17 protein-coding genes are annotated in these 23,491 nt (G+C 58.8%); 6 read left to right on the top strand and 11 right to left on the bottom strand.

Annotation, left to right across the window (positions count from 1 at the left end):
* The first annotated feature begins 1 nt into the window (after position 1).
* The 4 genes from thrC to NQF86_RS01920 all read left to right on the top strand — a co-directional run bounded on the left by thrC (position 2) and on the right by NQF86_RS01920 (position 5,166).
* Positions 2 to 1,399: a threonine synthase gene (gene thrC, locus NQF86_RS01935; RefSeq protein WP_266115920.1), complete on the top strand. Its 1,398-nt coding sequence runs from the start codon at positions 2 to 4 to the stop codon at positions 1,397 to 1,399.
* Positions 1,400 to 1,557: 158 nt separating this feature from the next.
* Positions 1,558 to 2,826, top strand: a complete 1,269-nt coding sequence (locus NQF86_RS01930) for a M16 family metallopeptidase (RefSeq protein WP_266116441.1) — start codon at positions 1,558 to 1,560, stop codon at positions 2,824 to 2,826.
* Positions 2,823 to 4,172 (top strand): TldD/PmbA family protein, encoded by a 1,350-nt coding sequence (locus tag NQF86_RS01925; RefSeq protein WP_266115919.1) that lies wholly within the window; start codon positions 2,823 to 2,825, stop codon positions 4,170 to 4,172. Before NQF86_RS01930 ends, NQF86_RS01925 begins: the two co-directional genes overlap by 4 nt.
* Positions 4,173 to 4,179: 7 nt before the next feature.
* Positions 4,180 to 5,166, top strand: coding sequence for a Tim44 domain-containing protein (locus tag NQF86_RS01920; protein ID WP_266115918.1), 987 nt, complete (start codon positions 4,180 to 4,182; stop codon positions 5,164 to 5,166).
* A gap of 204 nt (positions 5,167 to 5,370) precedes the next feature.
* Here NQF86_RS01920 and NQF86_RS01915 read toward each other — a convergent pair whose 3' ends face one another.
* From NQF86_RS01915 to NQF86_RS01905, 3 genes are all read right to left on the bottom strand, one after another.
* On the bottom strand, positions 5,371 to 6,276 hold the full coding sequence (locus NQF86_RS01915) for a heme o synthase (protein WP_266116440.1): 906 nt from the start codon (positions 6,274 to 6,276) through the stop codon (positions 5,371 to 5,373).
* A 72-nt stretch (positions 6,277 to 6,348) separates the two neighbouring features.
* A complete protein-coding gene (locus tag NQF86_RS01910) occupies positions 6,349 to 7,593 on the bottom strand; it encodes a hypothetical protein (RefSeq protein WP_266115917.1) in 1,245 nt (414 codons plus the stop codon).
* Positions 7,594 to 7,657: 64 nt separating this feature from the next.
* Positions 7,658 to 8,314, bottom strand: a complete 657-nt coding sequence (locus tag NQF86_RS01905) for a class I SAM-dependent methyltransferase (RefSeq protein WP_266115916.1) — start codon at positions 8,312 to 8,314, stop codon at positions 7,658 to 7,660.
* Positions 8,315 to 8,662: 348 nt separating this feature from the next.
* Between NQF86_RS01905 and NQF86_RS01900 the strand changes: the two genes are divergently transcribed.
* Positions 8,663 to 8,788, top strand: a complete 126-nt coding sequence (locus NQF86_RS01900) for a hypothetical protein (protein ID WP_266115915.1) — start codon at positions 8,663 to 8,665, stop codon at positions 8,786 to 8,788.
* Between the two features lie 34 nt (positions 8,789 to 8,822).
* On the opposite strand, the gene gshB is transcribed toward NQF86_RS01900, so the two are convergent.
* Genes gshB through uvrB form a run of 4 tightly spaced genes read right to left on the bottom strand, consistent with a single transcriptional unit; the run spans position 8,823 to position 13,400 of the window.
* A complete protein-coding gene (gene gshB / locus NQF86_RS01895) occupies positions 8,823 to 9,809 on the bottom strand; it encodes a glutathione synthase (protein ID WP_266115914.1) in 987 nt (328 codons plus the stop codon).
* Positions 9,810 to 9,868: 59 nt separating this feature from the next.
* Positions 9,869 to 10,369, bottom strand: a complete 501-nt coding sequence (gene greB / locus NQF86_RS01890) for a transcription elongation factor GreB (RefSeq protein WP_266115913.1) — start codon at positions 10,367 to 10,369, stop codon at positions 9,869 to 9,871.
* Positions 10,370 to 10,374: 5 nt separating this feature from the next.
* Positions 10,375 to 11,280: an aldose 1-epimerase gene (locus NQF86_RS01885; protein ID WP_266115912.1), complete on the bottom strand. Its 906-nt coding sequence runs from the start codon at positions 11,278 to 11,280 to the stop codon at positions 10,375 to 10,377.
* A 2-nt stretch (positions 11,281 to 11,282) separates the two neighbouring features.
* Positions 11,283 to 13,400 carry an excinuclease ABC subunit UvrB gene (gene uvrB, locus NQF86_RS01880; RefSeq protein ID WP_266115911.1) on the bottom strand — a complete coding sequence of 706 codons (2,118 nt, stop codon included), beginning with the start codon at positions 13,398 to 13,400 and terminating at the stop codon, positions 11,283 to 11,285.
* 164 nt (positions 13,401 to 13,564) lie between these two features.
* On the opposite strand from uvrB, the gene NQF86_RS01875 reads away from it, so the two are divergent.
* The gene (locus NQF86_RS01875) at positions 13,565 to 13,921 is read left to right on the top strand and encodes a hypothetical protein (protein WP_266115910.1); all 357 of its coding nucleotides are present in this window, start codon (positions 13,565 to 13,567) and stop codon (positions 13,919 to 13,921) included.
* A 55-nt stretch (positions 13,922 to 13,976) separates the two neighbouring features.
* On the opposite strand, the gene NQF86_RS01870 is transcribed toward NQF86_RS01875, so the two are convergent.
* The 4 genes from NQF86_RS01870 to NQF86_RS01855 all read right to left on the bottom strand — a co-directional run bounded on the left by NQF86_RS01870 (position 13,977) and on the right by NQF86_RS01855 (position 23,331).
* Positions 13,977 to 15,335: an ABC1 kinase family protein gene (locus NQF86_RS01870; RefSeq protein WP_266116439.1), complete on the bottom strand. Its 1,359-nt coding sequence runs from the start codon at positions 15,333 to 15,335 to the stop codon at positions 13,977 to 13,979.
* 70 nt (positions 15,336 to 15,405) lie between these two features.
* Positions 15,406 to 17,262: a M3 family oligoendopeptidase gene (locus tag NQF86_RS01865; protein WP_407652861.1), complete on the bottom strand. Its 1,857-nt coding sequence runs from the start codon at positions 17,260 to 17,262 to the stop codon at positions 15,406 to 15,408.
* Positions 17,263 to 17,341: 79 nt separating this feature from the next.
* On the bottom strand, positions 17,342 to 21,901 hold the full coding sequence (gene gltB / locus NQF86_RS01860) for a glutamate synthase large subunit (RefSeq protein WP_407652841.1): 4,560 nt from the start codon (positions 21,899 to 21,901) through the stop codon (positions 17,342 to 17,344).
* Entirely contained in the window at positions 21,901 to 23,331 is a 1,431-nt protein-coding gene (locus NQF86_RS01855; RefSeq protein WP_266115908.1) for an NAD(P)-dependent oxidoreductase, read from the bottom strand. Before NQF86_RS01855 ends, gltB begins: the two co-directional genes overlap by 1 nt.
* Positions 23,332 to 23,491: the final 160 nt, after the last annotated feature.

The raw sequence follows: 23,491 nt of genomic DNA, 5'->3' as shown, positions 1-23,491 counted from the left end.
TATGCGTTATCGATCTACCCGCGGCACACTGGATGCCGCTGCCCCTGATTTCTCCGATATCCTGCTCAGCGGTCTGGCTGGTGATGGCGGGCTGTACATGCCCGATCACTGGCCGCACATCCCCCGTGAGACACTGACAAGCTGGCGCAGCCTGTCCTATGCCGACCTTGCGGCCGAGGTCATTGGCCTGTTCACCGAAGGCAGCATAGACCGTGACACGCTCCGCACCATGGCGCATGACGTGTATGGCCGGTTTGACCATGCCGCTGTTGCCCCGCTGGTCGAGGTGGAAGATGGTCTTTTCTCGCTGGAGCTGTTCCACGGCCCGACATTGGCCTTCAAGGACATGGCCATGCAGATGCTTGGCCGGCTTTTCGAGCATGTGCTGAAGCAGCGCAACCACCATGTGACCATCGTTGGCGCAACATCGGGTGATACAGGGTCTGCCGCCATTGAGGCATTCCGTGGCCGTGAACATGTTTCCATCGTCATCCTGCACCCGCATAACCGGACATCAGAGGTCCAGCGGCGGCAGATGACCACTGTTCTGGAAGATAACGTCCTGAACATTGCCGTGGAAGGCGACTTCGATGACTGTCAGGACATGGTCAAGGCCATGTTCGCTGATGAAGCCTTCCGCACGGACTGCTCCCTCTCTGCCGTCAACTCCATCAACTGGGCACGCATCGCTGCACAGATTCCCTATTATGTGCGCTCTGCCCTTGCCCTTGGCGGGCCGGACCGCCCGGTCTCTTTCGCCGTGCCGACTGGGAACTTCGGTAATATTCTCGCCGCATGGGTCGCCAGCCAGATGGGCCTGCCGATCGACCGTCTCTGCGTTGGCTCCAATAGGAACGATATCCTCACCCGCTTCCTGCTGAATAATGACATGACCAAGCGTCAGGTCGAGCCCAGCCTGTCGCCTTCCATGGATATTCAGGTCTCCTCCAACTTCGAGCGTCTTCTGTTTGAGATGCTGGGGCGTGACCCCAACCGCTGCCGGGCCATCATGGAAGAATTCCGTCAGACGGGCTGCATGGCTGTGCCGCATGATGCATGGGAACAGATCCGTGAGACCTTCCATGGTATCGCCCTGAGTGATGAGCAGACGACAGACACCATGAAGGCGCTATACGCTGAAAGCCATTATCTGGCAGACCCGCATTCAGCCATTGGGCTGGCTGCCGGGCGGCGCTTCCATGAGGCAGGCGTACCAATGATCGCCGCCGCCACGGCTCATCCGGCCAAGTTCCCCGATGCCGTAAAGAAAGCAACAGGCATCCATCCTGAACTTCCGCCTCATCTGGCTGACCTCTTTTCCCGCAAGGAGCGCTATGACGTGCTTCCGAACGACATTGAGAAGATCAAAGCCGCCGTGCGGACACATCGGGGCCGCTGACCTCTTGCCTGATACCGGCCCATAACAGGAAAAGGGGATAGCCTCGTCAGGTTATCCCCTTTTCTATGCCCATCTATGGGGGACTGGAAAAAAGCATCCGGCACCCCATATTGCAGACACTCTCCGCTTCTTCATCAGACATGGATACGCACAGCTTCATGAGCGAACAGATCAGACGTACGACCCTTGAAAATGGCCTCAACATCGTGACGGAACGGATGGACCGTGTCGAAACCGTCTCGTTCGGGGCTTATGTGGCTGCCGGCACCCGCCATGAGAGTGAAGCCACCAACGGGGCGGCCCATTTTCTGGAACATATGGCCTTTAAAGGGACAAAACGCCGCTCTGCCATCCGCATTGCCGAGGAAATCGAGAATGTAGGCGGTTATCTCAATGCCTATACGGCACGGGAAAATACGGCCTATTACGTCAAGCTGCTGAAAAATGATCTGCCCCTCGGCGTGGACCTGATCGGCGACATCCTTACCCACAGCACCTTCCTGCCGGAAGAAGTGGAACGGGAACGGGGCGTCATCCTTCAGGAAATCGGTCAGGCCAATGACACGCCGGATGACATCGTCTTTGACCATTTTCAGGAATGTGCCTATCCCAACCAGCCCATGGGGCGGCCCATTCTCGGCACGGAAAGCGGCATCGCCAGCATGAGCCGGGAAACGCTGATGGCTTACATGCACGAGCATTACAGCACGCAGAACATGGTCATCGCTGCTGCAGGCAATCTGCACCATGATGAGGTGGTTGATCTCGTCCGCACCCATTTTGCCGACCTGCCAACCCACACGCCTCCACAGGCCGTACCGGGCCAGTATGTCGGCGGGCTGAAACAGACCGAACGCAAGCTGGATCAGGTCCATCTCCTGATGGGGTTCCCCGCTCCCGGCTACCGGGACAAAGGCTATTACAGCGCCATGATTCTCTCCACCCTGCTGGGTGGCGGCATGTCCTCCCGCCTGTTTCAGGAAATCCGGGAACGGCGTGGGCTGGTCTATAGTGTCTATACGTTCGCGAGCCCCTTTGCAGATAGCGGCATGTTCGGCCTCTATGCAGGCACCGGCCCCGACAAGACGGCTGAGCTGATCCCCGCCGCCCTGAATGAACTCCGCAATCTTCAGCACGGCATCAGCAAAGAGGAGCTGGATCGTGCCCGCACACAGCTCAAAGCCTCCCTGCTCATGTCGCTGGAAAGCACAGGCAGCCGCTGCGCCCAGATCGCCCGCCAGATTCAGGTTCATGATCGCATCATCTCCACGGAAGACATGATCCGCAAGATTGATGCCGTGACGGAAAATGACGTGCTGGCCATGGCCCGTACCATCTTCAACGGGGCACCGACCCTGACCACCATGGGCCCGGCCCGGAACATCCCTACGCCGGACGCCCTCCACGCAGCATTGTGCGCCGCATGACCGACCTTCTTACCCATCTTGATGCCGCCCTGACCTATGCCCGCCAGCATGGGGCCGATCAGGCTGATGCCGTAGTGATCCGTGGTCAGAGCCGCTCGGCCATGATCCGGCAGGGACAATCGGAAGGCATCCGCCATGCAGAAAGCCTCTCTCTGGGGCTGCGTGTCTTCCATGAAGGGCGTGTAGCCACGGTCTCCGGCAATGAACTCAGCCCGGAAGCGCTCAACCAGCTCGCAGAGCGTGCCTGCGCCATGGCGAAAGTCGTGCCGCCCTCACCCGATGATGGTCTGGCAGAGCAGCCTCTCATTCCGATTCCGGCCAGCACGGTAGCGAAGCTTGATCTCCTTGATCCGGCTACCCCGCCCGACATGAATACTCTGCTGGACAGAGCTCGGGAGATGGAAGATGCCGCTCTATCACACGAGGGCATCACCAACAGTAGCGGGGCTTCTGCCAGCACAGGCTTGCATGATATTGCTCTTGCCACAAGCGCCGGTTTTGCTGGGCGCTACCAACGCAGCGGCCACGGCTATGGTATCAGCGTTCTGGCAGGAACAGGCACGCAGATGCAGCGTGACTATGCCTTTCATAATGCCGTACATCAGGCGGACCTCGAAGCCCCGGCCAGTCTGGGCCACGAGGCGGCCCGCCGTGCCCTCGCCCGCCTGAACCCGACCCGCCCCAAAACAGGCCTTTACCCTGTCCTGTTCGATCCCCGTGTGTCTGGTTCCCTGCTGGGCCATCTTGCCGGGGCCATCAATGGGGCCGCCATCGTGCAGGAAGCCTCCTTCCTCAAGGACAGGCTGAACAGAGCTGTTTTCGGCAAGGGCATCACCATTACCGATGACCCGACCCTGCCCCGTCTTGCCGGCTCCCGTCCCTTCGATGGCGAAGGCACGGCTGGACAGCCGCTGAACCTTGTGGAAGACGGGCAGCTCCTCCACTGGCTGCTGGACAGCCGCTGCGCCAGAAAACTGGGCTTTCCGGCCAGCAATGGCCGTGCCAGCCGCAGCGGTAGCGGCAGTGTCCGGCCCGGAACTTCCAATCTTTTTCTTCATGCAGGCCCCCATTCCCCTGAGGAGCTGAGACATGATATTAAGGAAGGCGTGCTAGTCACCGAACTGATGGGCAATGCCATCAACATGCTGACAGGGGATTACAGCCGGGGCGGGTCAGGTTTCATGATCCGCAATGGCGAGATTGCCGAGCCTGTTTCAGGAATCACCGTGGCGGGCAATCTGCTTGACATGTTTGCGCGGCTCATCCCCGCCAATGACCTCAACCTGATGGCGGGCCATCATGCCCCAACCATCCGTATTGACCAGATGAGTCTTGCTGGAGACTGACCAGATTATGCGTATCCGTCTTCTTCCTCTCGCAACGGCGGCTCTGTGCCTGCCTCTCTTTGCCCTCGCTCCGGCAGCCGATGCCAGAGCGGGCATGGGGTCCTCCATGGGCAGCCGTGGCTCCCGCACCTATGAGCCACCGCCTCGTACCAGCATCACACCTAGCTGGACCCGCCCCATGGACCGCAGCATGACGCCTCGCACGCCGTCTTATTCCTCGCCTTCCTATGCGGCTCCCTCTGCCGGAAACAGCTTTAACCGTCCGGCCTTTAACAATGCTCGCCCGCCCTTTGCCATGCGTCATCCCTTCCTGACAGGGCTGGCTGGTGGCTTCCTCGGGGCCGGGCTGTTCGGGATGCTGAGCGGGCACGGCTTCTTCAGCGGGTTCAGTGGTGCCGGTGGAGGCGGTGGCTCCTTCTTCGGCTTCATCATTCAGGTGCTGGTGGTTGCCTTCATCATCAATCTGATCATCAAGTTCTGGCGGAAGCGGTCTTCCGGCAATTCTGGTGGTTCTGGCCTGTTCAGTGCGGGTGCAGGCGCTGGTGCCTCTCCTTTCTCCAGCCAGCCACAGCAGAGCCCTTCACAGGAGGTTACCCTGACTGGCGATGATTACAGCGCCTTCCAGCAGCTTCTGGTAAACGTGCAGGCTGCGTGGAGCTCACAGGACATGATGTCTCTCCAGCGCATGGCCACGCCAGAGATGGTCAGCTACTTCAATAACCAGCTTTCCGAGCTGACAAGCCGTGGTGCCCGGAACATCGTGTCTGATGTCCAGTTCCTGCGGGGTGACCTCTCCGAGGCATGGCGGGAAGGCACCATCACCTATGCTACGGTGGCGTTGCAATATTCCGCCATTGATGTCACGACCGACAGCATGGGCAATGTTCTGGACGGCAGCAAGACCGAACGCCAGACTATCACGGAACTCTGGACCTTCCTCCGTGCCGATGGCCGGGGCAACTGGATCCTCTCCGCCATCCAGCAGGCAGGGTGAGACATTCCTCAAGGGGAGGCTTCGGCCTCTCCTCCAGACAAAAAACCCCGCTCTCCATTAGGAAAGCGGGGTTTTTCTTTATCATACCTGATACACATCAGAGCCGGTACAAGGCCACCACGAACAGGGCCAGCGTGAAGAAAGACAGGCCGAAGACAATGCCCAGAAGACGGCCCTGACGGCGGGACGGAATATTATGATCGCTCATGCCAGAAGAACCCTGTCAATCAGAAGGCCGCAGAAAAGGAAGAACAGATAGGCCAGTGAATAGCGGAACGCATGACGGGCCGGTTTGTCCTTCGTCAGGCTGTTCCCTTTTTCATCCTGTTTGTCGAACAGAACCCGCAGCCCGTAATAGATGAAGCCAAGGTCCAGCAGGCTGGCGCAGACCGTATAGAACCAGCCGCACTGCCCCACCATGCTCGGCACGAGAGACACAGCCCCCAGAATGAAGGTGTAAATAACAATCTGCCAGCGTGTATGGCGTGCCCCCTTCACGACCGGCAGCATGGGGATACCGGCGCTCTCATAATCCTTGCAGGCATAGAGTGAGAGCGACCAGAAATGCGGGGGCGTCCACAGAAAGACGATGGCGAACATCACGACCGGCAGCACATCCAGCGACCCCATCGTTGCTGCCCAGCCAATCATGGGAGGGAAAGCCCCGGCAGCCCCGCCAATCACGATATTCTGCGGTGTGCTGCGCTTGAGCCACATGGTGTAGATCACACCATAAAAGAAGATCGAAAAAGCCAGAATACCCGCTGCCAGCAGATTGGTCGCCAGCCAGAGCAGAATGACGGACGCCACAGACAACACGACCGCATAAACCAGCGCACTGATCGGCTCCACCCGTCCACCGGGTACGGGGCGGACACGAGTACGCTTCATGATCGCATCGATGTCACGGTCGTACCACATATTGATGGCACCCGCCGCACCAGCTCCAACACAGATACAGGCAATGATGACCAGCCCGACTGGAACAGACGGCCATTTCGGGGCCACAGCCATGCCAGCAAGTCCGGTAAAGACCACCAGTGAGATCACCCGTGGCTTCAGCAGGGCGATCCAGTCCTGCAGAGCAGCATCACCATCATGCCCTTCCATACGCAGCGTACCGAGGAATCGTGCCAGTGGAGACGCTGAAAGACCAGATGATGCCTGCATGGAAAAAACGCCTTACTGTTTACGAAGAAGTCCCGTTACCCCTTGGGTCCGTTCAACGAGCATACCATACCACACCAACCCGGCTGGCAGGGCAAACATGAGCAGGCTGGTGCCCATCAACAGGGCGGCAGGCAGAACCAGCTGCGGCAGGACGGAACAGAGCGCCCCCGCAAATGTCACCAGCGCATGAGCCATGCTGAACAGGGCAAAAGCACGCCCCTGCGAAACCAGCCGACTGCCACACCAGCCATAGAAGGCCGCACTCAGGGCAAGGAGACTGCCAAACATCACGAGCTGATGCCCTGCTGCTCCCAGCATGAAGGCGCCCGGCTGTGCAGACTGCGGTGCCCAGAGCGGTTCCGTCAGCATGGCCGCCCAGCCAGAGAGCAGCAGAACCAGCCCACCAGACGCCCAGCCCGCCGCAGGGCCGGATGGCAGAGCCGCACGCCAGAGGTCTCTGGCAAAAGCCACCAACAGAGCCAGACAGGGCAGAACCAGCCCTACCGTCAGCCCAGCCTTATAAGCAGATGAAGACAGCTCACCAAACAGATGATCAGCCCAGAACAGGACGGGCACCAGCCCCATGAGACCAAAGGCATAAGGAGCACAACGGGACACCCATCCCTGCCCCGTCTGCCGTGGCAGGAGAGCCGCCATGATAATACCGAGTGACGGCACGCTTAGCAGGGTCATTTCCACGCTGCCACGCAGAACCGTCAGCAGGGCTTCCGCACCACCACCAGCCATCCCGCTCCGCAGCAGAAAAGCCAGAAGAACCGGCGCAATGACGAGCATGGAAAGGGCATTGGCCAAAAAGGCCCAGACCAGCGGCGGAAACTCACGGAATGGAATGGTCCGCATCTCCAGCACCGTGGCCAGCACGTTAAAAGCCAGAGCCAGTACGCCGACACTCCAGAGAGCCAGACCGATAAACGGCATAACCGGCAGAAGAAACGCCCCAACTGCCAGTACGCCGAAACCGATGCGGGCCGCAGACGGCAGGGCCATGCCCTCGCCTTTCAGCAATTCCGGCAGGAACCACTGCGCCATCCCTCCCAGAAAAGCAGGGCAGACGACATAAAACGTCATCAGCACGGCATGAGAGACTATAACACCCGCAGAGGGATGCACATGCAGGAAAGGCAGCCCCATGACGCCGCCCAGCATACCGGCAAACAATGCCAGCAGAAAAAACGCCCCACCACTACCACCACGGTGTGATGAGGATACTGTCTGAAATAACGGCCCTGAAGTCACTCTTATTCCGCCAGCCTGTTACAGTCATGAAACATCTGCCCCATAGGCGGGCAAACAGTCCTTCTTACTTAGTCTTCTCGTGCGGCAATGTCACGAGGGTGAACAGCCCGGCAGGCGGCACGGGTGTGATGGTCGCACGGGCCATATCTTCGGGGGGCAGAAGGGATTCAATAGCGAAGTCAGGGTGCCAGCCCAGAGCACGGGAGGCACGGGCCATGACCTTCTCCACCTTCAGGCGGATACCGCCGGGAGCAAGGAAATGGTTGACGAAAAGAATGTGCCCGCCCGGTTTGACCACCCGCTTCAGCTCCGCCAGCAACAGGTCTGGGTGCGGCACAACAGACGCCACGAACATGCCGACAGCAATGTCGAAACTGTTATCGGCAAAGCTCGTATTCTCGGCGTCCATCACCATAAGTTCATCTATGTTACGCAGGCCATCACGCTTTACACGCTCCCGTGCAAGGGCCAGCATATCTTCCGAAAGATCGATTCCAGTGATGCGCTTATTAGCTGCGTAGGACGGCAGAGCGAGCCCCGTACCGACCCCGACCTCCAGCACACGTTCCCCCGGCAGAGCATTAACTGCTGCTACAGCCCGCCGCCGCCCGAAGGCGGATACACCACCAAAAACCTTATCATACATGCGCGCCCAGCGGCGGTACGCCTCACGCACGCTATCAGCATCAAGAGAAGAACGGGGTTTAAGGGAAGACACCATGAAAACGCAGCCTCAACTGTCTGCCCCCAACAAGCGGGGAGCATTATCGCCACTGATACCAATCAGTCCGCCCCTTTCTTGCCTTCCAACGCCCTTGGCTGACAAGGTATCGAGACGATATTATGCGAAAAAATTTGGTTTACCTGTCATATACAGAACCAGAACTCATATCAGGATTATGTGATGAAGACCCTTGATATCATACTGGCCCTTCTCTGCCTGTTCATCTGGATAGCGCTCTACGTCATCTATTTCAAAGACGATCTAATACCCTGGCTTATAAACCGTTTTACGCGAGATAAGCCCCCTAAAAAGGGAAAGATCGAAAATGGTTATTTTCAGGACGGAGTGCCCATTCCCTTCCGGGAAAATCTCTATCCCCCTCCCCCTGAGCAGGAACAGGAAGAAGACCCCACCCAGCCAGATGATACCCCCCATGACAGCAAAAAGCCGGACAGTCCCACCAAGGACTGATCCGGCTCATGAGCTGTGAAACGGGAAAGGCCTGTCAGGACAGACGGGCCTCGATGCAATCCCAGATCATCCCGGCACTGTTGATGCCATCAAAACGGTCCAGCTCCTGAAGACCAGTCGGGGATGTGACGTTGATTTCCGTCAGCCAGTTCCCGATCACGTCAATCCCCGTGAAGATGAGGTCATGCTCTTTCAGATAAGGGCCAATGGTCTTGCAGATTTCCTTATCCCGCTCCGTCAGCTCCACACGCTCGGCACGGCCACCCACATGCATGTTAGAGCGGGCATCACCCTGCGCCGGAACACGGTTGATCGCCCCGATCGGCTCGCCATCTACAAGAATGATGCGCTTGTCCCCCAGCCGCACGGCAGGTTCATAACGCTGCACCATCAGCGGCTCACGGGACTGGGAAAAGTGCATTTCCAGCAGAGATGAAAAATTCTCATCATCCTCCTTCACCCGGAAGATGCCGGCTCCGCCATTGCCATAGAGCGGCTTCAGAATGATATCCTTATGCTTCTGCCGGAAAGCCGCAATCGCCTCCCTGTCCCACGTCACCAGAGTAGGCGGCATGAGCTGGGGGAAATGCGTGACCAACAGCTTCTCCGGCGCATTCCGCACGGAAACCGGGTCATTCACCACGAGGGCCTGACCTTCGCCCGTGCCGTGAATATGTTCCAGCATGTGGGTTGCTGTGATGTACCCCATGTCGAAAGGCGGGTCCTGCCGCATCAGCACGACATCAAAGGAGCCAAGGTCCAGCACCTCCTCCGGGCCAAAGGCAGCGTGATCACCCTTCTTGCGCTGCACGCTCACCTTGCGGCCCCGGGCCTGAAGGCGGCCTGACGTGCCCTTCCCTTCCAGCAAGGACAGGGTGGTGGGGTGATAGACATACAGCTCGTGCCCACGGCGCTGCGCTTCCAGCATCATGGCAAAGGTGGAATCACCATCAATATTAATGTCTTCCAGCGGGTCCATCTGCACGGCAACACGCCGCCGGGAGGGAGATGACTGAACCATAAGAATAACTCCGCAAAAGCAGTTCAGGACCGAATGGGCTTCTTCACGAGCCCATCATATCAGGCCGGGTCTGGATAGGCGATGGAAAGCACTTCTACAAGCACGGGGCCGGATGGTGTCTGCATGGTGACCTCATCATGCACGGCGGCTTTCATGAGGGCACGGGCCACGGGCGCCTGAAGGCTGACTTCTCCATGCTCCAACCGTGCCTCATCCACGCCAAGGATCGTCACGGTGTAATGACGGTCCTCCTCATCTGCATAACAGACGGTCGCCCCGAAGAAGACACGCTTCCGGTTGGTCTGGGCCGCCGGGTCCACGATCACGGCCTGATCCAGCCGCTTCGTCAGGAAACGGATGCGCCGGTCAATTTCCCGCAGGCGACGTTTACCATACTGATAATCCGCATTCTCCGAACGATCGCCATTGCTCGCCGCCCATGAAACGATCTCCACGACCTGCGGGCGTTCCTTCTGGGTCAGTTCTTTCAGCTCTGCCCGCATCCGGGCGGCTCCCTGTGGTGAGAGATAGCGATGCAGGGCGATCTTTTCTGCGGCCATCAGGCTTAGCCTTCTGCCGGGCGGCGTGAGGCCTCGGCACGGAAACGGATAATCCCGCCAAAACTCTGCCCCGGTGCCAGCACATGCACGCCACGACCAGCAATTTCCGGCCTGTTGATGGCATCCGTCATGCTCGTGACCGGCTCAATGGCCACATAGCCATCCTTTGGCTGAGAAAACACGACCAGATGCGAGAAAACAGGATCAGCTTCCACGGTCAGGTTCGGCAGACCACCGGGCTGTTCCAGCAGGGCATGGCCATCAAACCCCATGAAGCCGTTATCCAGCACCCGTCCCTCAAGGGCCTGCCCTCTGGCAAAATCCCACTCCCCCTCACAAGCTTTCTTTTCGACCGGAAGACCATGGTCATCCGTCAACCAGACCAAGTCCGTTCTGAATTTCAGGCGAGACCCTGTCTCTGAATGGAAGAAAGGATGAAACCCCAGACCGACCGGCTGATCGACCTTATCGCTGTTTCGGATCACGAGGGAGACATACAGCCCATCGGCCCGCAGCTCATAGGACATGACCACCCGATAGGCATAGGGCCATTCCCCTCTGGCAATATCATCAGCGGGCGTATGATCGAATGTCAGGATGGCGTGACTGTCCGCCTTATGCGTCACCTGCCACTCATGTTCCCAGCTATTGCCATGGATGGGATGCGGGCAGCCTTCCATATTGGGGGTAAGCCTGTGCTCCTCTCCACCAAAAGCAAAATGCCCGTCAGCAATTCGATTGACGTAAGGCAGCAGAGGATAGGCCCCCACGGCCACGCCCTTCTGATTCCGCAGGGCAGGATTAGCGACCGGACGGAGCATGTCATGACCCTGTACCTGCCACTGCCCAAGGGCGGCCCCTGTCTCTGGCAGAATGGTCAGGCTCTGCCCGTCTCTCTTGAGTTCCAGCATGGTCAGTCCTTCTTCTTTCGTCTGGTCGTCTTGCGTGTCTTGGTCGGCGGAGCCGCCGGGGCTGGAGCAATGAGGCCGATGTCACTGGCCTCCCGCCGGTGAATCTCGTCCCGCAGAGCCGCAGCCTGCTCAAAATCCAGTTCAGCAGCTGCTTCACGCATTTTCTTGCGCAATTCGTCAATAGTGAGCTGCGGGTCCGCCTCTGGTGGAGCGTCCTTGCCAGCCAACTCCTCCTGAAAGAGCGTGTCGCTGATGCGGCTGCGGACCGTCTGCGGCATGATGCCGTGTGCTTCGTTCCACGCCATCTGCTTTTCCCGGCGGCGGGCCGTCTCCTCAATGGCGTAACGCAAGCTGTCCGTCTCCTTATCCGCATAAAGCAGGACACGGCCATTCACGTTACGAGCGGCACGGCCAATCGTCTGCACCAGAGAGGTCCGGGAACGTAGGAAACCCTCCTTGTCCGCATCCAGAATGGCGACAAGCGCACATTCGGGAATATCCAGCCCTTCCCGCAACAGGTTGATGCCCACGAGGACATCAAACGCCCCCAGACGCAGGTCCCGGATGATCTCCATACGCTCCAGCGTATCAATGTCAGAATGGAGATACCGCACCTTCACGCCATGTTCGGAGAGATATTCTGTCAAATCTTCGGCCATACGCTTGGTCAGAGTCGTGACGAGAACACGGCCATTCTCCGCAATGGTCGCTTTGGCCTCATGCAGCAGGTCATCCACCTGCCCCTCCACGGGGCGAATAATGGTGATGGGGTCTGTCAGGCCAGTCGGACGGATGATCTGCTCGGCAAAAACACCCTCTGTCTGTTCCATCTCCCACGGTCCCGGCGTGGCGGACACGAAGATGCTCTGCGGCCGGAAGGCATCCCATTCTGAAAAGGACAAAGGCCGGTTATCCAGACAGGACGGCAGACGGAACCCGAAATCGGCCAGCGTTTCCTTACGGGCACGGTCTCCCCGCTCCATCCCGCCAATCTGCGGCACGCCGACATGACTTTCATCCACGATCAGCAGGGCATCTTCCGGCAGATATTCAAACAGGGTTGGCGGTGGATCACCGGGGCGGCGGCCGGAAAGATAGCGGGAATAATTTTCAATTCCTTTGCAGACGCCTGTTGTCTCCAGCATCTCCAGATCAAAATTGGTCCGCTGGATGATGCGTTCTTCCTCCAGCGGTTTGCCCTTATCCCTGAAATACTGAATGCGCTCCTGCAACTCATCCTTGATGCTGACCATCGCCTGATTGAGCGTAGGCCGGGGCGTCACATAATGGGAGCTGGCATAGAGGCTGACTTCTTCCAGATCAGCCGTCTTCTCGCCTGTCAGCGGGTCGAACTCGGTGATGCTTTCCACCTCATCCCCAAAGAGTATGACACGCCATGCCCTGTCCTCGTTCTGGATGGGGAAAATATCCACCTGCTCCCCCCGCACCCGGAATGACCCACGTTCAAAAGCCAGATCATTCCGCTGATATTGCAGCTCCACCAGATGGCGGATCAGATCATCCCGGTCGATGATCTCCCCCGGCACGAGACGGATTTTCATGCGGGCATAGGATTCCGGCGAGCCAATACCGTAAATGCAGGAGACGGATGCCACGATGATGACATCGTTGCGCTCCAGCAGAGCCTGAGTGGCGGCATGACGCATCCGGTCTATGCGCTCATTGCGCTGGCTGTCCTTCTCAATGAAGGTATCGGACCGAGGGACGTAGGCTTCCGGCTGGTAATAATCGTAGTAGGAAACAAAATATTCCACCGCATTATCGGGGAAGAACTGTTTCATCTCACTATAGAGCTGGGCTGCCAGTGTCTTGTTGGGGGCCATGATGAGCGTGGGACGCTGCGCCGCCTCGATCACCTTGGCCATGGTGAAGGTCTTGCCGGACCCCGTCACGCCCATCAGCACCTGATCCCGCTCCCCGGCTTCCAGCCCTGCAAGCAGGGTCGCAATCGCCTGCGGCTGATCCCCGGAAGGTTCATAATCCGACTGGACGACAAACCGGTTGATCTTCGGTTTGGCGGGCTGTTTTTCAGGGAAAAAATCCGTCTGACGGGGTGCGACAGGTTTTTTCTTTTTGCGGGAAGACGAAGAAGCTGCCATGGCCCCTAAATGGGCACATTTCCCCGCTGCCACAAGATGCCCACACGGGAATAAATGATGCTACCGCACCTCACGGTGCATTCAACAGAAAAAGACTGGCAGTTTTTGGGAGGTCGTTTACCATTACCCTGCCTTCTATCACTTCCACAAAAGGTCAGAACCCTATGGATATCGAAAAGATCGAGCAGAGCTACACGCAGTTCCGCAACACTGCACAGGAAGCTTTTCAGCTGATTGACCAGCTCATCGGCCAGATGCAGGATGCGTCACAGAATGGCAACCCGCAGGCTGGTGAATGGGCAGAGAGCCTCCAGAAAGTGGCTTCCATCTTCCAGAATGGTCAGGGCCATGCGGGGGATCTCGTAGGGCAGCTTGCCGGGCTTGTCAGCCATCTTGGTGAGAAAACCGGCGGTGAAGGCTCCAGCGAACAGAGCAGCGGTTTCGCCAGCTTTGGGAAGGCCCTTCAGCAGGATGTCATTCAGGAAATTGGCGGCGGCCTTCTGAGCAAATTCTTCCGTTAATCACCCTTCTCAAGCAGAAAGGCCGGAGGGAAGACACTTCCGTCCGGCCTTTTTATTATCTGGCGGGTTGAACCTGAGCCTTTCGTAAGGCCTCTTTCTGGCGGGCCGCCAGAACATCCACATTGAAATCCTGCGTCAGCTCCATGAAAAGCCGGTGCCAGTTCACCCGTGCCCCCAGCCGCAGGAAAGCACTGCCCAGCCCGATAGCAGAGCGGTCCAGCATGACGAATTCCCGTGGCAGGGTGATACCGCCCGTGCGCTTCAGCCCGTCATAGACATTTTCCAGAACTTTCCGGGCTTCCTGCGGATTGTTGCTCTCCTCCACATCACAGATTTCATCCGTCATGAGAGGCCGATAGAAGAAGCGTGCCCATTCATTCAGAACGGCAGCCCGCTCCCGTGAAATATCTTTGAAGCCCCAGTCGTGATAGGCCTCGTAAGCCCGTTCCTCATCATTATCCCGCAAGGCAGCAAAGAGGGACAAAACACCTCCTACAAAACGAGGCGAGAAAATACGCACCGCACCAAAATCAAGCAGGTTCAGCCCACCATCCGGTCGCACGGTGAAATTGCCCATATGCGGGTCACCATGCACGACACCATAATGATAGACAGGCTTGTACCATGCCTTAAACAACGCAATCGCGATGGCATTGCGTTCCTCCTGCGGCAGCTGTTCTTCCAGAACGGACTTCATGGAGCGACCGCCCACCCAGTCCATCGTCAGCAGGCGGCCCGTGACCAGCTCCGTGACCGGAGCAGGCACCGTCACTTCCGGCACGTCTGCCAGCATGAGCCTGTAGAGCCGCAGATGGCTGGCTTCCCGTGTGTAATCCAGCTCCTCCCGCATCCGCTCGGCAAGCTCGGTATAGACCTCATCCTGCCTGATAGCATTGCCTACGAGACTGAACACGCCCAGACCCCGCTTCAGCTGCCGGAGGTCCTGCTCCATGGCCCCGGCCATGCCGGGATATTGCAGCTTGCAGGCCACCTCCCGCCCATCAGCCAGAGCGGCACGATGCACCTGCCCCAGTGACGCCGCCGCCACAGCCTCGTGACTGAATGACCGGAAACGGGATTCCCAGCCCGCCCCCAGTTCAGCCCTCATGCGCCGCTGGACGAAACTCCAGCCCATGGGCGGCGCATTGGCCTGAAGATGGGCCAGTTCCTCGGCGTATTCATCCGGCAGGGCGCCGGGAATGGTTGAAAGAAGCTGAGCCGCCTTCATCATCGGGCCTTTCAGGGACCCCAGAACGTGGCGCAGCTCCTCGGCGTGGCTGTTCGCATTGCTGCGCAGCCCCAGCTTATGGCCCGCCATACGTGCCGCCACGCCCCCAACCATGCTGGAGGCCCGGAACATACGCTGCATGTTATCGACAAAACCCGTCCTGTCGATGTCACGTTCACGTGCCATAGTCTCAACCCTTACCTGTTGCCCTGTCAGGCAGTGTGCCAGCCCACGGAGTGCAGGCTGGCTTTCATCCTCACGCTGCCGGTTCAGCCTCAAGCTGGTCGATCAGCCCGGAAATGACATCCAGACCACGGTTCCAGAAGGACGGATCACCGGCATTCAGCCCGAACGGAGCCAGCAGCTCCTGATGGCGCAATGTGCCACCAGCAGCAAGCATCTCCTTGTATTTACCGGCAAAACCTGCCGGGCTGTCCTGATACACACCATAAAGCGCATTCACCAGACAGTCACCAAAGGCATAGGCATACACATAGAAGGGCGAATGGATGAAATGCGGAATATATGACCAGTACAGGTCATAATCCGGAGTGAAATTGAAGGCCGGGCCAAGGCTGCGTGTCTGCACATCCCGCCAGATTTCACCGAGACGTTCGGCAGAGATTTCGCCGCTGCGGCGTTCATCATGCACCTGCACCTCGAACTGATAGAAGGCGATCTGCCGCACGACCGTGTTCAGCATGTCCTCCACCTTGGAGGCCAGCAGATGGTGACGGCGCTTTGCATCGCTCTCCGCATCCAGCAGGGACTGGAAGGTCAGCATCTCACCGAAGACAGAGGCTGTTTCAGCCAGTGTCAGCGGTGTATCGGAGCGGAGATAGCCCTGCTTCTTCCCGGCCAGCATCTGATGAATACCATGCCCCATTTCGTGCGCCAGCGTCATGACGTCACGGGGACGGCCATGATAATTCATCAGCAGGTAAGGATGTGCGGACGGCACGACCGGATGCGCAAAGGCCCCGGAAGACTTGCCCGGTACGGCAGCCGCATCAATCCACGGATTATTGAGGAAGGTGCTGGCATGACGCCCCATTTCCTCATCAAAGTTCTGATAGGCCCGCTGGACGATGGCCTTGCCCTCATCCCAGCTCAGCCGCTTGTCCTGCACATCCGGCAGCGGAGCGTTACGGTCCCAGTGTTCCAGCTTTTCCAGCCCCAGCCAGCGGGCCTTCAGGCTGTAATAACGATGAGACAGGCGGGAGAAAGATGACTGCACGGCATCCACCAGTGCATCCACCACCTCATCTTCCACCATATTGGCCCGGTTGCGGCTACTCACAGGGCGAGGATAGCCCCGCATGGCATCAACCGTGGCCTTGTCCTTGGCCAGCGTGTTGGTGATACCTACGAGCAGCTTGTTGCTCGCTGCCAGAGTGGCGCTGATGGCCTTGGCAGCATCTTCCCGCTTCGTCCGGTCACTGTCTGTCATGTAATTGAAGACATCGCCCAGTGGCTGCTCTTTCCCCTCGAAAGAGACCATCAACCCGGCCATGGTTTCATCAAACAGACGGACCCACGCATTCCGACCAGAAACAGCCATGTCCATCAGGACACGCTCGACCTCATCGGAGAGCTGATAAGGACGGAACACCCGCAGGTCACGCAGATAAGGCCGCCATGCAGCCAGAGCTTCATTCTCGCTGAAACCTTTTTCAAGGGCTGCATCATCCAGCCGGTTCAGTTCCAGCGGGAAGAACAGCAGATAGGCGGAAATGGCTGTCAGACGCTCCCGTACACTCTGGGCAAAGCGGCCACAGGCAGGGTCAGTCGTATGAGCGGCAAACAGAAGCTGGGAGTAAGAGCCGATCTTGCCCAGCCCCTCCTCGATAACCTCATACCCCTGAAGTGCATGAGCCAGATCAGCCGGAGACGCCTTGCCCAGTTTACCTTTCCAGCGGGCTTCAAACGTCTTGGCCTCATCTTCCAGCCGGATGAAGTCCGACTCAATGGCCGGGTCTTCCGGGGAAGCATAGAGATCGGAAAGGTCCCAGCGGGGCGCCGCTACTGGCGCAGCGGCCTCACCTTCTGGAGCAAAAACCGGCCCGCCTTCTGGCAGGCGGGCATAGGACTGTGTCTTGAGAAAAGATGTCATCATCCCTTCAGACTAGCCAAGCCGGAAGGCTGTGAAAACTCTCTTTTCTTTCACAGCCTTATCATCCGTTCCGGCAGGCTCAGGCAGAGAGGCTCCGAAGGTCAGCCTCCTCATAGCCAATGATGCGGGCATAATCCTTGGGCACGACATGCCAGAACTTCGGCAGGACATCATCCCAGTGATGCAGAAGGTCAGCCGCATAGGCACTGCCTGTCTCACGTTCATGACGCTCCACAAGGCCACGCAGCTCATCCTTCCACCGCTGGGCCGTAACAGGCTGGCACATGACCGTGTCGTGATTCACCCGTTTCGGGAAATCACCGTCACGATCCAGCACATAGGCCGTGCCGCCCGTAAAGCCTGCCCCGAAATTGTCCCCAGCCTTACCCAGAACGACAACCGTGCCGCCTGTCATATATTCACAGCCATTGGAGCCACAGCCTTCCACCACCGCCACGGCACCAGAGTTGCGCACGGCAAACCGTTCTCCGGCCTGCCCCGCAGCGAACAGGGCACCTGCCGTAGCCCCATAGAGCACCGTATTGCCGATGATGGAGTTCTTTTCTGTCGCACAGGGTGTCGCACTACTGGGCCGCAATACCAGCGTAGCGCCGGAAAGCCCCTTACCAACATAATCGTTGGCATCGCCTTCCACCTCGATGCGCAGCCCCTGCACGGCAAAGGCTCCAAGAGACTGACCGGCAGACCCACGCAGGGAGAGCGTCAGATGCCCTTCCGGCAGGCTGGCCATGCCAAAGCGGCGTGTGATGAGCGAAGACAGCCTCGTCCCTACGGCACGGTGCGTATTGCGAACGATATAATGCAGATGCAGCTTCTCCCGCCGTTCAAACAGCGGCTGGGCATCAGCGATGATCTGCGCATCCAGCGTGTCCGGCACCTCATTGCGACCTTCCAGCGTGCAGTGACGGGCAAAACCGCCCGTATCGGCCTGCACCAGCAGCGCATTGAGGTCCAGATCATCCAGATAGTCCGAGCCACGATAGACCTGATGAAGCAGGTCCGTCCGCCCGATGATTTCTTCAAGGGAGCGGTACCCCAGACGGGCCAGAATGTTGCGGACATCCTCGGCGATCAGCGTAAAGAGGTTGATGACCTTCTCTGGCGTGCCATCAAACTTCTTCCGCAGTTCCTCATCCTGCACGCAGACACCAACAGGGCAGGTATTGGTATGGCACTGCCGCACCATGATGCAGCCCATCGCCACGAGGGCCGCCGTTCCGATGCCAAACTCCTCGGCCCCCAGCATGGCGGCGATCACCACATCACGCCCGGTCTTGATTCCACCATCAACACGCAGCTTCAGCCGGTGACGCAGACGGTTGAGCATCAGCACCTGATGGGTCTCGCTCAGCCCCATTTCCCACGGCAGACCGGCATAATAGATGGAGGACTGGGCACTGGCCCCCGTCCCGCCGGAATGACCGGAGATCAGGATGGCATCGGCCTTGGCCTTGGCCACACCGGCGGCAATGGTGCCGATGCCCGTCCGGGCCACGAGCTTCACCGTCACGGTCGCATCCGGGTTGATCTGCTTGAGGTCGTAGATCAACTGGGCAAGGTCTTCGATGGAGTAGATGTCATGATGCGGCGGCGGCGAGATCAGTGTAACGCCCGGTGTGGCGTGACGCAGACGAGCAATCAGCTCCGTGACCTTGAAGCCCGGAAGCTGGCCACCCTCACCCGGCTTGGCCCCCTGTGCGACCTTGATCTCCAGCTCACGACAGTTATTCAGATATTCCGCCGTCACACCGAAGCGGCCAGACGCCACCTGCTTGATGGCCGAAGACGCATTATCCCCGTTAGGCCGTGGCGTGGCACGGGCCGGGTCTTCACCGCCCTCACCGGAATCGGACTTTGCCCCGATACGGTTCATGGCGATGGCCAGCGTCTCATGTGCTTCCGGGCTCAATGCACCGAGAGAAATGCCCGGAGCGACCAGCCTGCGGCGAATCTGGGTGATGCCTTCCACATCATCCACATCGATTGACCGTGCGCTGGAGCGGAAATCCAGCAGGTCACGCAAGGCAACCGGCTCCTGTGCTTCCAGAGCGTCCGCATAACGGCGGAACAGTTTGTAGCTGTTGGCCTGTACGGCCGTCTGCAACATATGCACCGCACTGGCCGAGAAAGAGTGCGCTTCCCCACCCGGACGAATCTTGTACCGCCCCCCGATGGGCAGCGGGGACACATTGGCCGGCTGCCATGCCCGCTTATGCGCCTTGATGACATTCCGGGCGATACCGGGCAGGCCGATACCGGAAATACGGGAGGCCATGCCAGGGAAAAACTCCGCCACAAGTGCGCGGGACAGACCAATCGCCTCGAAATTATAACCACCACGATAGGCCGAAACGACCGAAATGCCAGCCTTGGACATGATCTTGAGCAGGCCCTTATCCACGGCCTTACGATACTGTTCCATGGCCTGACGCAGCGTCATTTTACCGAACAGCCCCCGATGGAGACGGTCTGCAATGCTCTGCTGGGCCAGCCACGGATTGACCGTGGACGCTCCCACACCGACCATCACGGCCAGACTGTGCACATCCAGCACATCCGAAGCCCGGACATTCACGGAGGTGAAGGTCCGCAGGCTGTGGTTGATGAGATGGACATGCACCGCTGCCACGGCCAGAACCATCGGCACGGCAGCACGGTCAACCGTACTCCGCTCATCCGTCAGGAAAAGATGGGTACAGCCACCCCGCACGGCGTCTTCCGCCTTCTGGCAGAGCTGTGTCAGGGCCGCCCGCATCCCTTCTTCTCCGGCTTCAACCGGGAAGGTGCAGTCGATGGTTTCACCCTGCCGACCACACATCTCCTGAAGACGGTTGAACTCACCATTAGTCAGGATGGGGCTGGCAAGCTGGAGAAGCTGGCACTGGCTGGCCTCCTCGGCAAGGATATTGCCCAGATTGCCCAGCCTCGTCACGAGGCTCATGGCCCGTGTTTCCCGCAGGCTGTCAATCGGCGGGTTGGTCACCTGACTGAAACCCTGCCGGAAATAATGGGACAGCCCCCGGTAATGGCGTGACAGCACCTGTAGGGGCGTATCATCCCCCATGGAAGCCAGAGCCTCACTGCCATTCTGCACCATCGGCTGAAGGGTGGCTTCCATATCCTCATAGGTCAGATTGACAGCCAACTGACGGCGGCGCAGGGATTCCGGGTCAATCCCTTCCGGTTCCGTCACCTGCGCCATCATGGGCCCGACATCCTCAATGCCGTCATTGATCCAGCCTTCGTAATCCTGCCGATTGATCAGCATGTCCAGCACGTCATGAGGCGTGTAGAAACGGCCTTCATCAAGGTCCAGCGCAAGGGTCTGCCCCGGCCCGAGCCGCCCACGCAGGGCAATGGCTTCATCGGGCACACGCACCATGCCTGTCTCGGACCCCACAATCAGCAGCCCGTCCTTCGTGATGCTGTAGCGCAGGGGGCGCAGACCGGCACGGTCCAGACCGGCAATGACCCAGCGCCCATCCGTCCCGCAGAGGGCTGCCGGACCATCCCACGGCTCAATGACGGCATTGCAGTAACGATAAAACGCCTTGGCCCGGTCAGACAGAGAGGAATTCGCCCCCGCCGCTGCGGGAATCAGGAGAGCCTTGGCGAAGGGAGCATTCCGCCCGGCGAAGGTCAGAAGCTCGAACACATTATCCAGTGCCGCCGTATCGGACCCCGCCACCTGCACGACAGGCTTGAGAGACTCCATATGCGCATCCAGAGCCGGGCTGCTCAGCCGTGTCTCATGCGCCCGCATCCAGTTGACGTTACCGGAAAGCGTGTTGATCTCCCCGTTATGGGCGATCTTGCGGAAAGGCTGGGCAAGCTTCCATTTCGGGAAGGTGTTGGTGGAATAACGCTGGTGATAGATGGCAAAGCGGGAAACAAACCGCTCATCCAGCAAATCAGGATAGAAATCCGTCAGGTTCTCGGCCAGAAACATGCCCTTATAAATGAGGGACCGGCAGGACAGGGAGCAAATATACAGCTCCACCTGCGCCCGTGTGGCTTCCTGTTCGATACGCCGACGGATGACATACAAGTCACGCTCCAGCGTTTCCTCGTCACTCCCCAGCGTGTTGCGGATCATGATCTGTTCGATCTCGGGGCGGGTCTCATTGGCCTTCTCGCCAATGCAGGCCGTATCGATCGGCACCTGACGCCAGCCATAAATGCCATAGCCAAAGCGCAGGATTTCCGTCTCAATGATCTGGCGGCAGCGTTCCTGTGCGGCAAGGTCCGTGCGGGGCAGGAAGACCATCCCGACAGAGATGCGCCCCTCAATCCTCAAATCACCCGCATTATGGATCGCATCCTCAAAGAAGTTCTGCGGGATTTCGACATGGATACCTGCCCCGTCACCCGTCTTGCCATCGGCATCAACGGCACCACGGTGCCAGATATTCCCCAGAGCCTCGATACCCGCCTGCACAACCGCACGGCTGGGTTTGCCATCCATCGCCGCCACAAGCCCCACACCGCAGGCATCATGCTCCTGCGTTGGGTCATACAGCCCTTCCAGCCGCTCAACATTGGCCTGATAGTTTTTCACGAAGTCCTGTGCCGTCTCCGGAGCGGATGTCATGTTCGTAGTTTCATTCATGGTGGACATCAGACACGCTCCTCAGCGGATGTTGCAGACCGGGCAGCCCCGGCAGACAGATGATTCATGATGGCATCGGCCGCTTCACGCCCATCACGGATGGCCCAGACGACAAGGCTCGCCCCCCGGACAATATCCCCACCGGCAAACACGCCCGGCAGGCTGGTTTCATAGCCGTTGCTGGACACATCCAGCGTCCCCCACCGTGTCACGGCAAGGTCTGGCTGCTGCCAGAGTTCCGGCAGGTTTTCCGGTTCAAAACCCAGTGCGCAGATGACCAGATCGGCTTTCAGCTCCCGTACGGTGTCTGTCTGCTCCACGGCACGGCGGCCTTCCGCATCAACGGCACCGAGACGCATCTCCCGCAGACGGACAGATTTCACACTATCATCCCCCAGAAAGGCTTCCGGCGTGACCATCCACTCAAAACGGGCCCCTTCCTCCTCGGCATTGAGGACTTCCTGACGGGAACCGGGCATGTTGTCACGGTCACGCCGATACGCACAGACGACATCCTTCGCCCCCTGCCGGATGGCCGTACGGACGCAGTCCATGGCGGTATCACCACCTCCCAGCACCACGACACGCTTGCCTTTCGCCGTCAGGGCCCCGGCGTCTTCTTCCGTCTGGGAAGATTTGAGGTAAGGCAAGGCCTCCACAACATTGGCCAGCCCGGCCCCCGGTCCCTTCACCTGTCTGGCCCGATAGACACCCGTAGCCAGAAAAACAGCATCATGCTTCTGGCGCAGTGCCTCCAGAGACAGGGCACCCTCACCATGACCGACAGACTGCCCCAGATGGAAGATGATCCCCTGTTCTTCCAGCAGCTTCCAGCGGCGTTCCACGACACTCTTATCCAGCTTGAAACCCGGAATACCGTACATCAGCAGCCCACCGGGCTTCTCCTGCCGCTCATAGACATGCACTTCATGCCCTGCGGCCCGCAGCCGTTCGGCACAAGCCAAACCAGCCGGACCAGACCCGACAATCCCCACGCTCTGCCCCGTTTCCTCGGCAGGCAGACGGGGCAGCACCCAGCCTTCCGAAAAGGCCGTCTCGGTGATGTAGCGTTCCACCGCCCCGATGGTCACACTCTTGAAGCCCGGACGGATGACGCAGTTTCCTTCGCAGAGACGGTCCTGCGGGCAGATGCGGCCACAGATTTCAGGAAAGCTGTTGGTGCTGGAGGACAGTTCATAGGCTTCCTTCAGCCGTCCTTCCGTTGTCAGGCGCAGCCATTCGGGGATGACATTACCCAGCGGACAATGAACCGTACAATATGGGATGCCGCACTGGGAGCAGCGTGATGACTGCTCCTGCGCTCGCTGTGGACTGAACCCGGCGTAAATCTCCCCAAAATCTTCCCGTCTCTCGGCAGCCGTGCGTTTGTCTGGAAGTTTCTGAGAGCAGTTTACGAACCGCAACATCTGTTCAGCCATTACGAAATATATCCTTGAATTGCCCACACCATATACATGCACCTGCCCTGAATAATGGGCAGAAGCCGCAGCTCTGTGGCTGGATCGCTCTGATAATCCTTATTACAGATACCAGCTTGCCTATAAAAAAATAGACAGCATCATTTACCAAATATCTCAC

Source organism: Bombella pluederhausensis (assembly GCF_026385525.1).
In the GTDB taxonomy this organism is placed as follows: domain Bacteria; phylum Pseudomonadota; class Alphaproteobacteria; order Acetobacterales; family Acetobacteraceae; genus Bombella; species Bombella pluederhausensis.
The sequence above is the reverse complement of the archived record's forward strand: the minus strand, read 5'-3'. Positions and strand labels throughout refer to the sequence as shown.

Coding starts and splice junctions, on each gene's coding strand:
- thrC (WP_266115920.1), top strand. CDS start 2: ATGCGTTATCGATCTACCCGCGGCACACTGGATGCCGCTGCCCCTGAT.
- NQF86_RS01930 (WP_266116441.1), top strand. CDS start 1,558: ATGAGCGAACAGATCAGACGTACGACCCTTGAAAATGGCCTCAACATC.
- NQF86_RS01925 (WP_266115919.1), top strand. CDS start 2,823: ATGACCGACCTTCTTACCCATCTTGATGCCGCCCTGACCTATGCCCGC.
- NQF86_RS01920 (WP_266115918.1), top strand. CDS start 4,180: ATGCGTATCCGTCTTCTTCCTCTCGCAACGGCGGCTCTGTGCCTGCCT.
- NQF86_RS01915 (WP_266116440.1), bottom strand. CDS start 6,276: ATGGAAGGGCATGATGGTGATGCTGCTCTGCAGGACTGGATCGCCCTG.
- NQF86_RS01905 (WP_266115916.1), bottom strand. CDS start 8,314: ATGGTGTCTTCCCTTAAACCCCGTTCTTCTCTTGATGCTGATAGCGTG.
- gshB (WP_266115914.1), bottom strand. CDS start 9,809: ATGGTTCAGTCATCTCCCTCCCGGCGGCGTGTTGCCGTGCAGATGGAC.
- greB (WP_266115913.1), bottom strand. CDS start 10,369: ATGGCCGCAGAAAAGATCGCCCTGCATCGCTATCTCTCACCACAGGGA.
- NQF86_RS01885 (WP_266115912.1), bottom strand. CDS start 11,280: ATGCTGGAACTCAAGAGAGACGGGCAGAGCCTGACCATTCTGCCAGAG.
- uvrB (WP_266115911.1), bottom strand. CDS start 13,400: ATGGCAGCTTCTTCGTCTTCCCGCAAAAAGAAAAAACCTGTCGCACCC.
- NQF86_RS01875 (WP_266115910.1), top strand. CDS start 13,565: ATGGATATCGAAAAGATCGAGCAGAGCTACACGCAGTTCCGCAACACT.
- NQF86_RS01870 (WP_266116439.1), bottom strand. CDS start 15,335: ATGGCACGTGAACGTGACATCGACAGGACGGGTTTTGTCGATAACATG.
- NQF86_RS01865 (WP_407652861.1), bottom strand. CDS start 17,262: ATGACATCTTTTCTCAAGACACAGTCCTATGCCCGCCTGCCAGAAGGC.
- gltB (WP_407652841.1), bottom strand. CDS start 21,901: ATGTCCACCATGAATGAAACTACGAACATGACATCCGCTCCGGAGACG.
- NQF86_RS01855 (WP_266115908.1), bottom strand. CDS start 23,331: ATGGCTGAACAGATGTTGCGGTTCGTAAACTGCTCTCAGAAACTTCCA.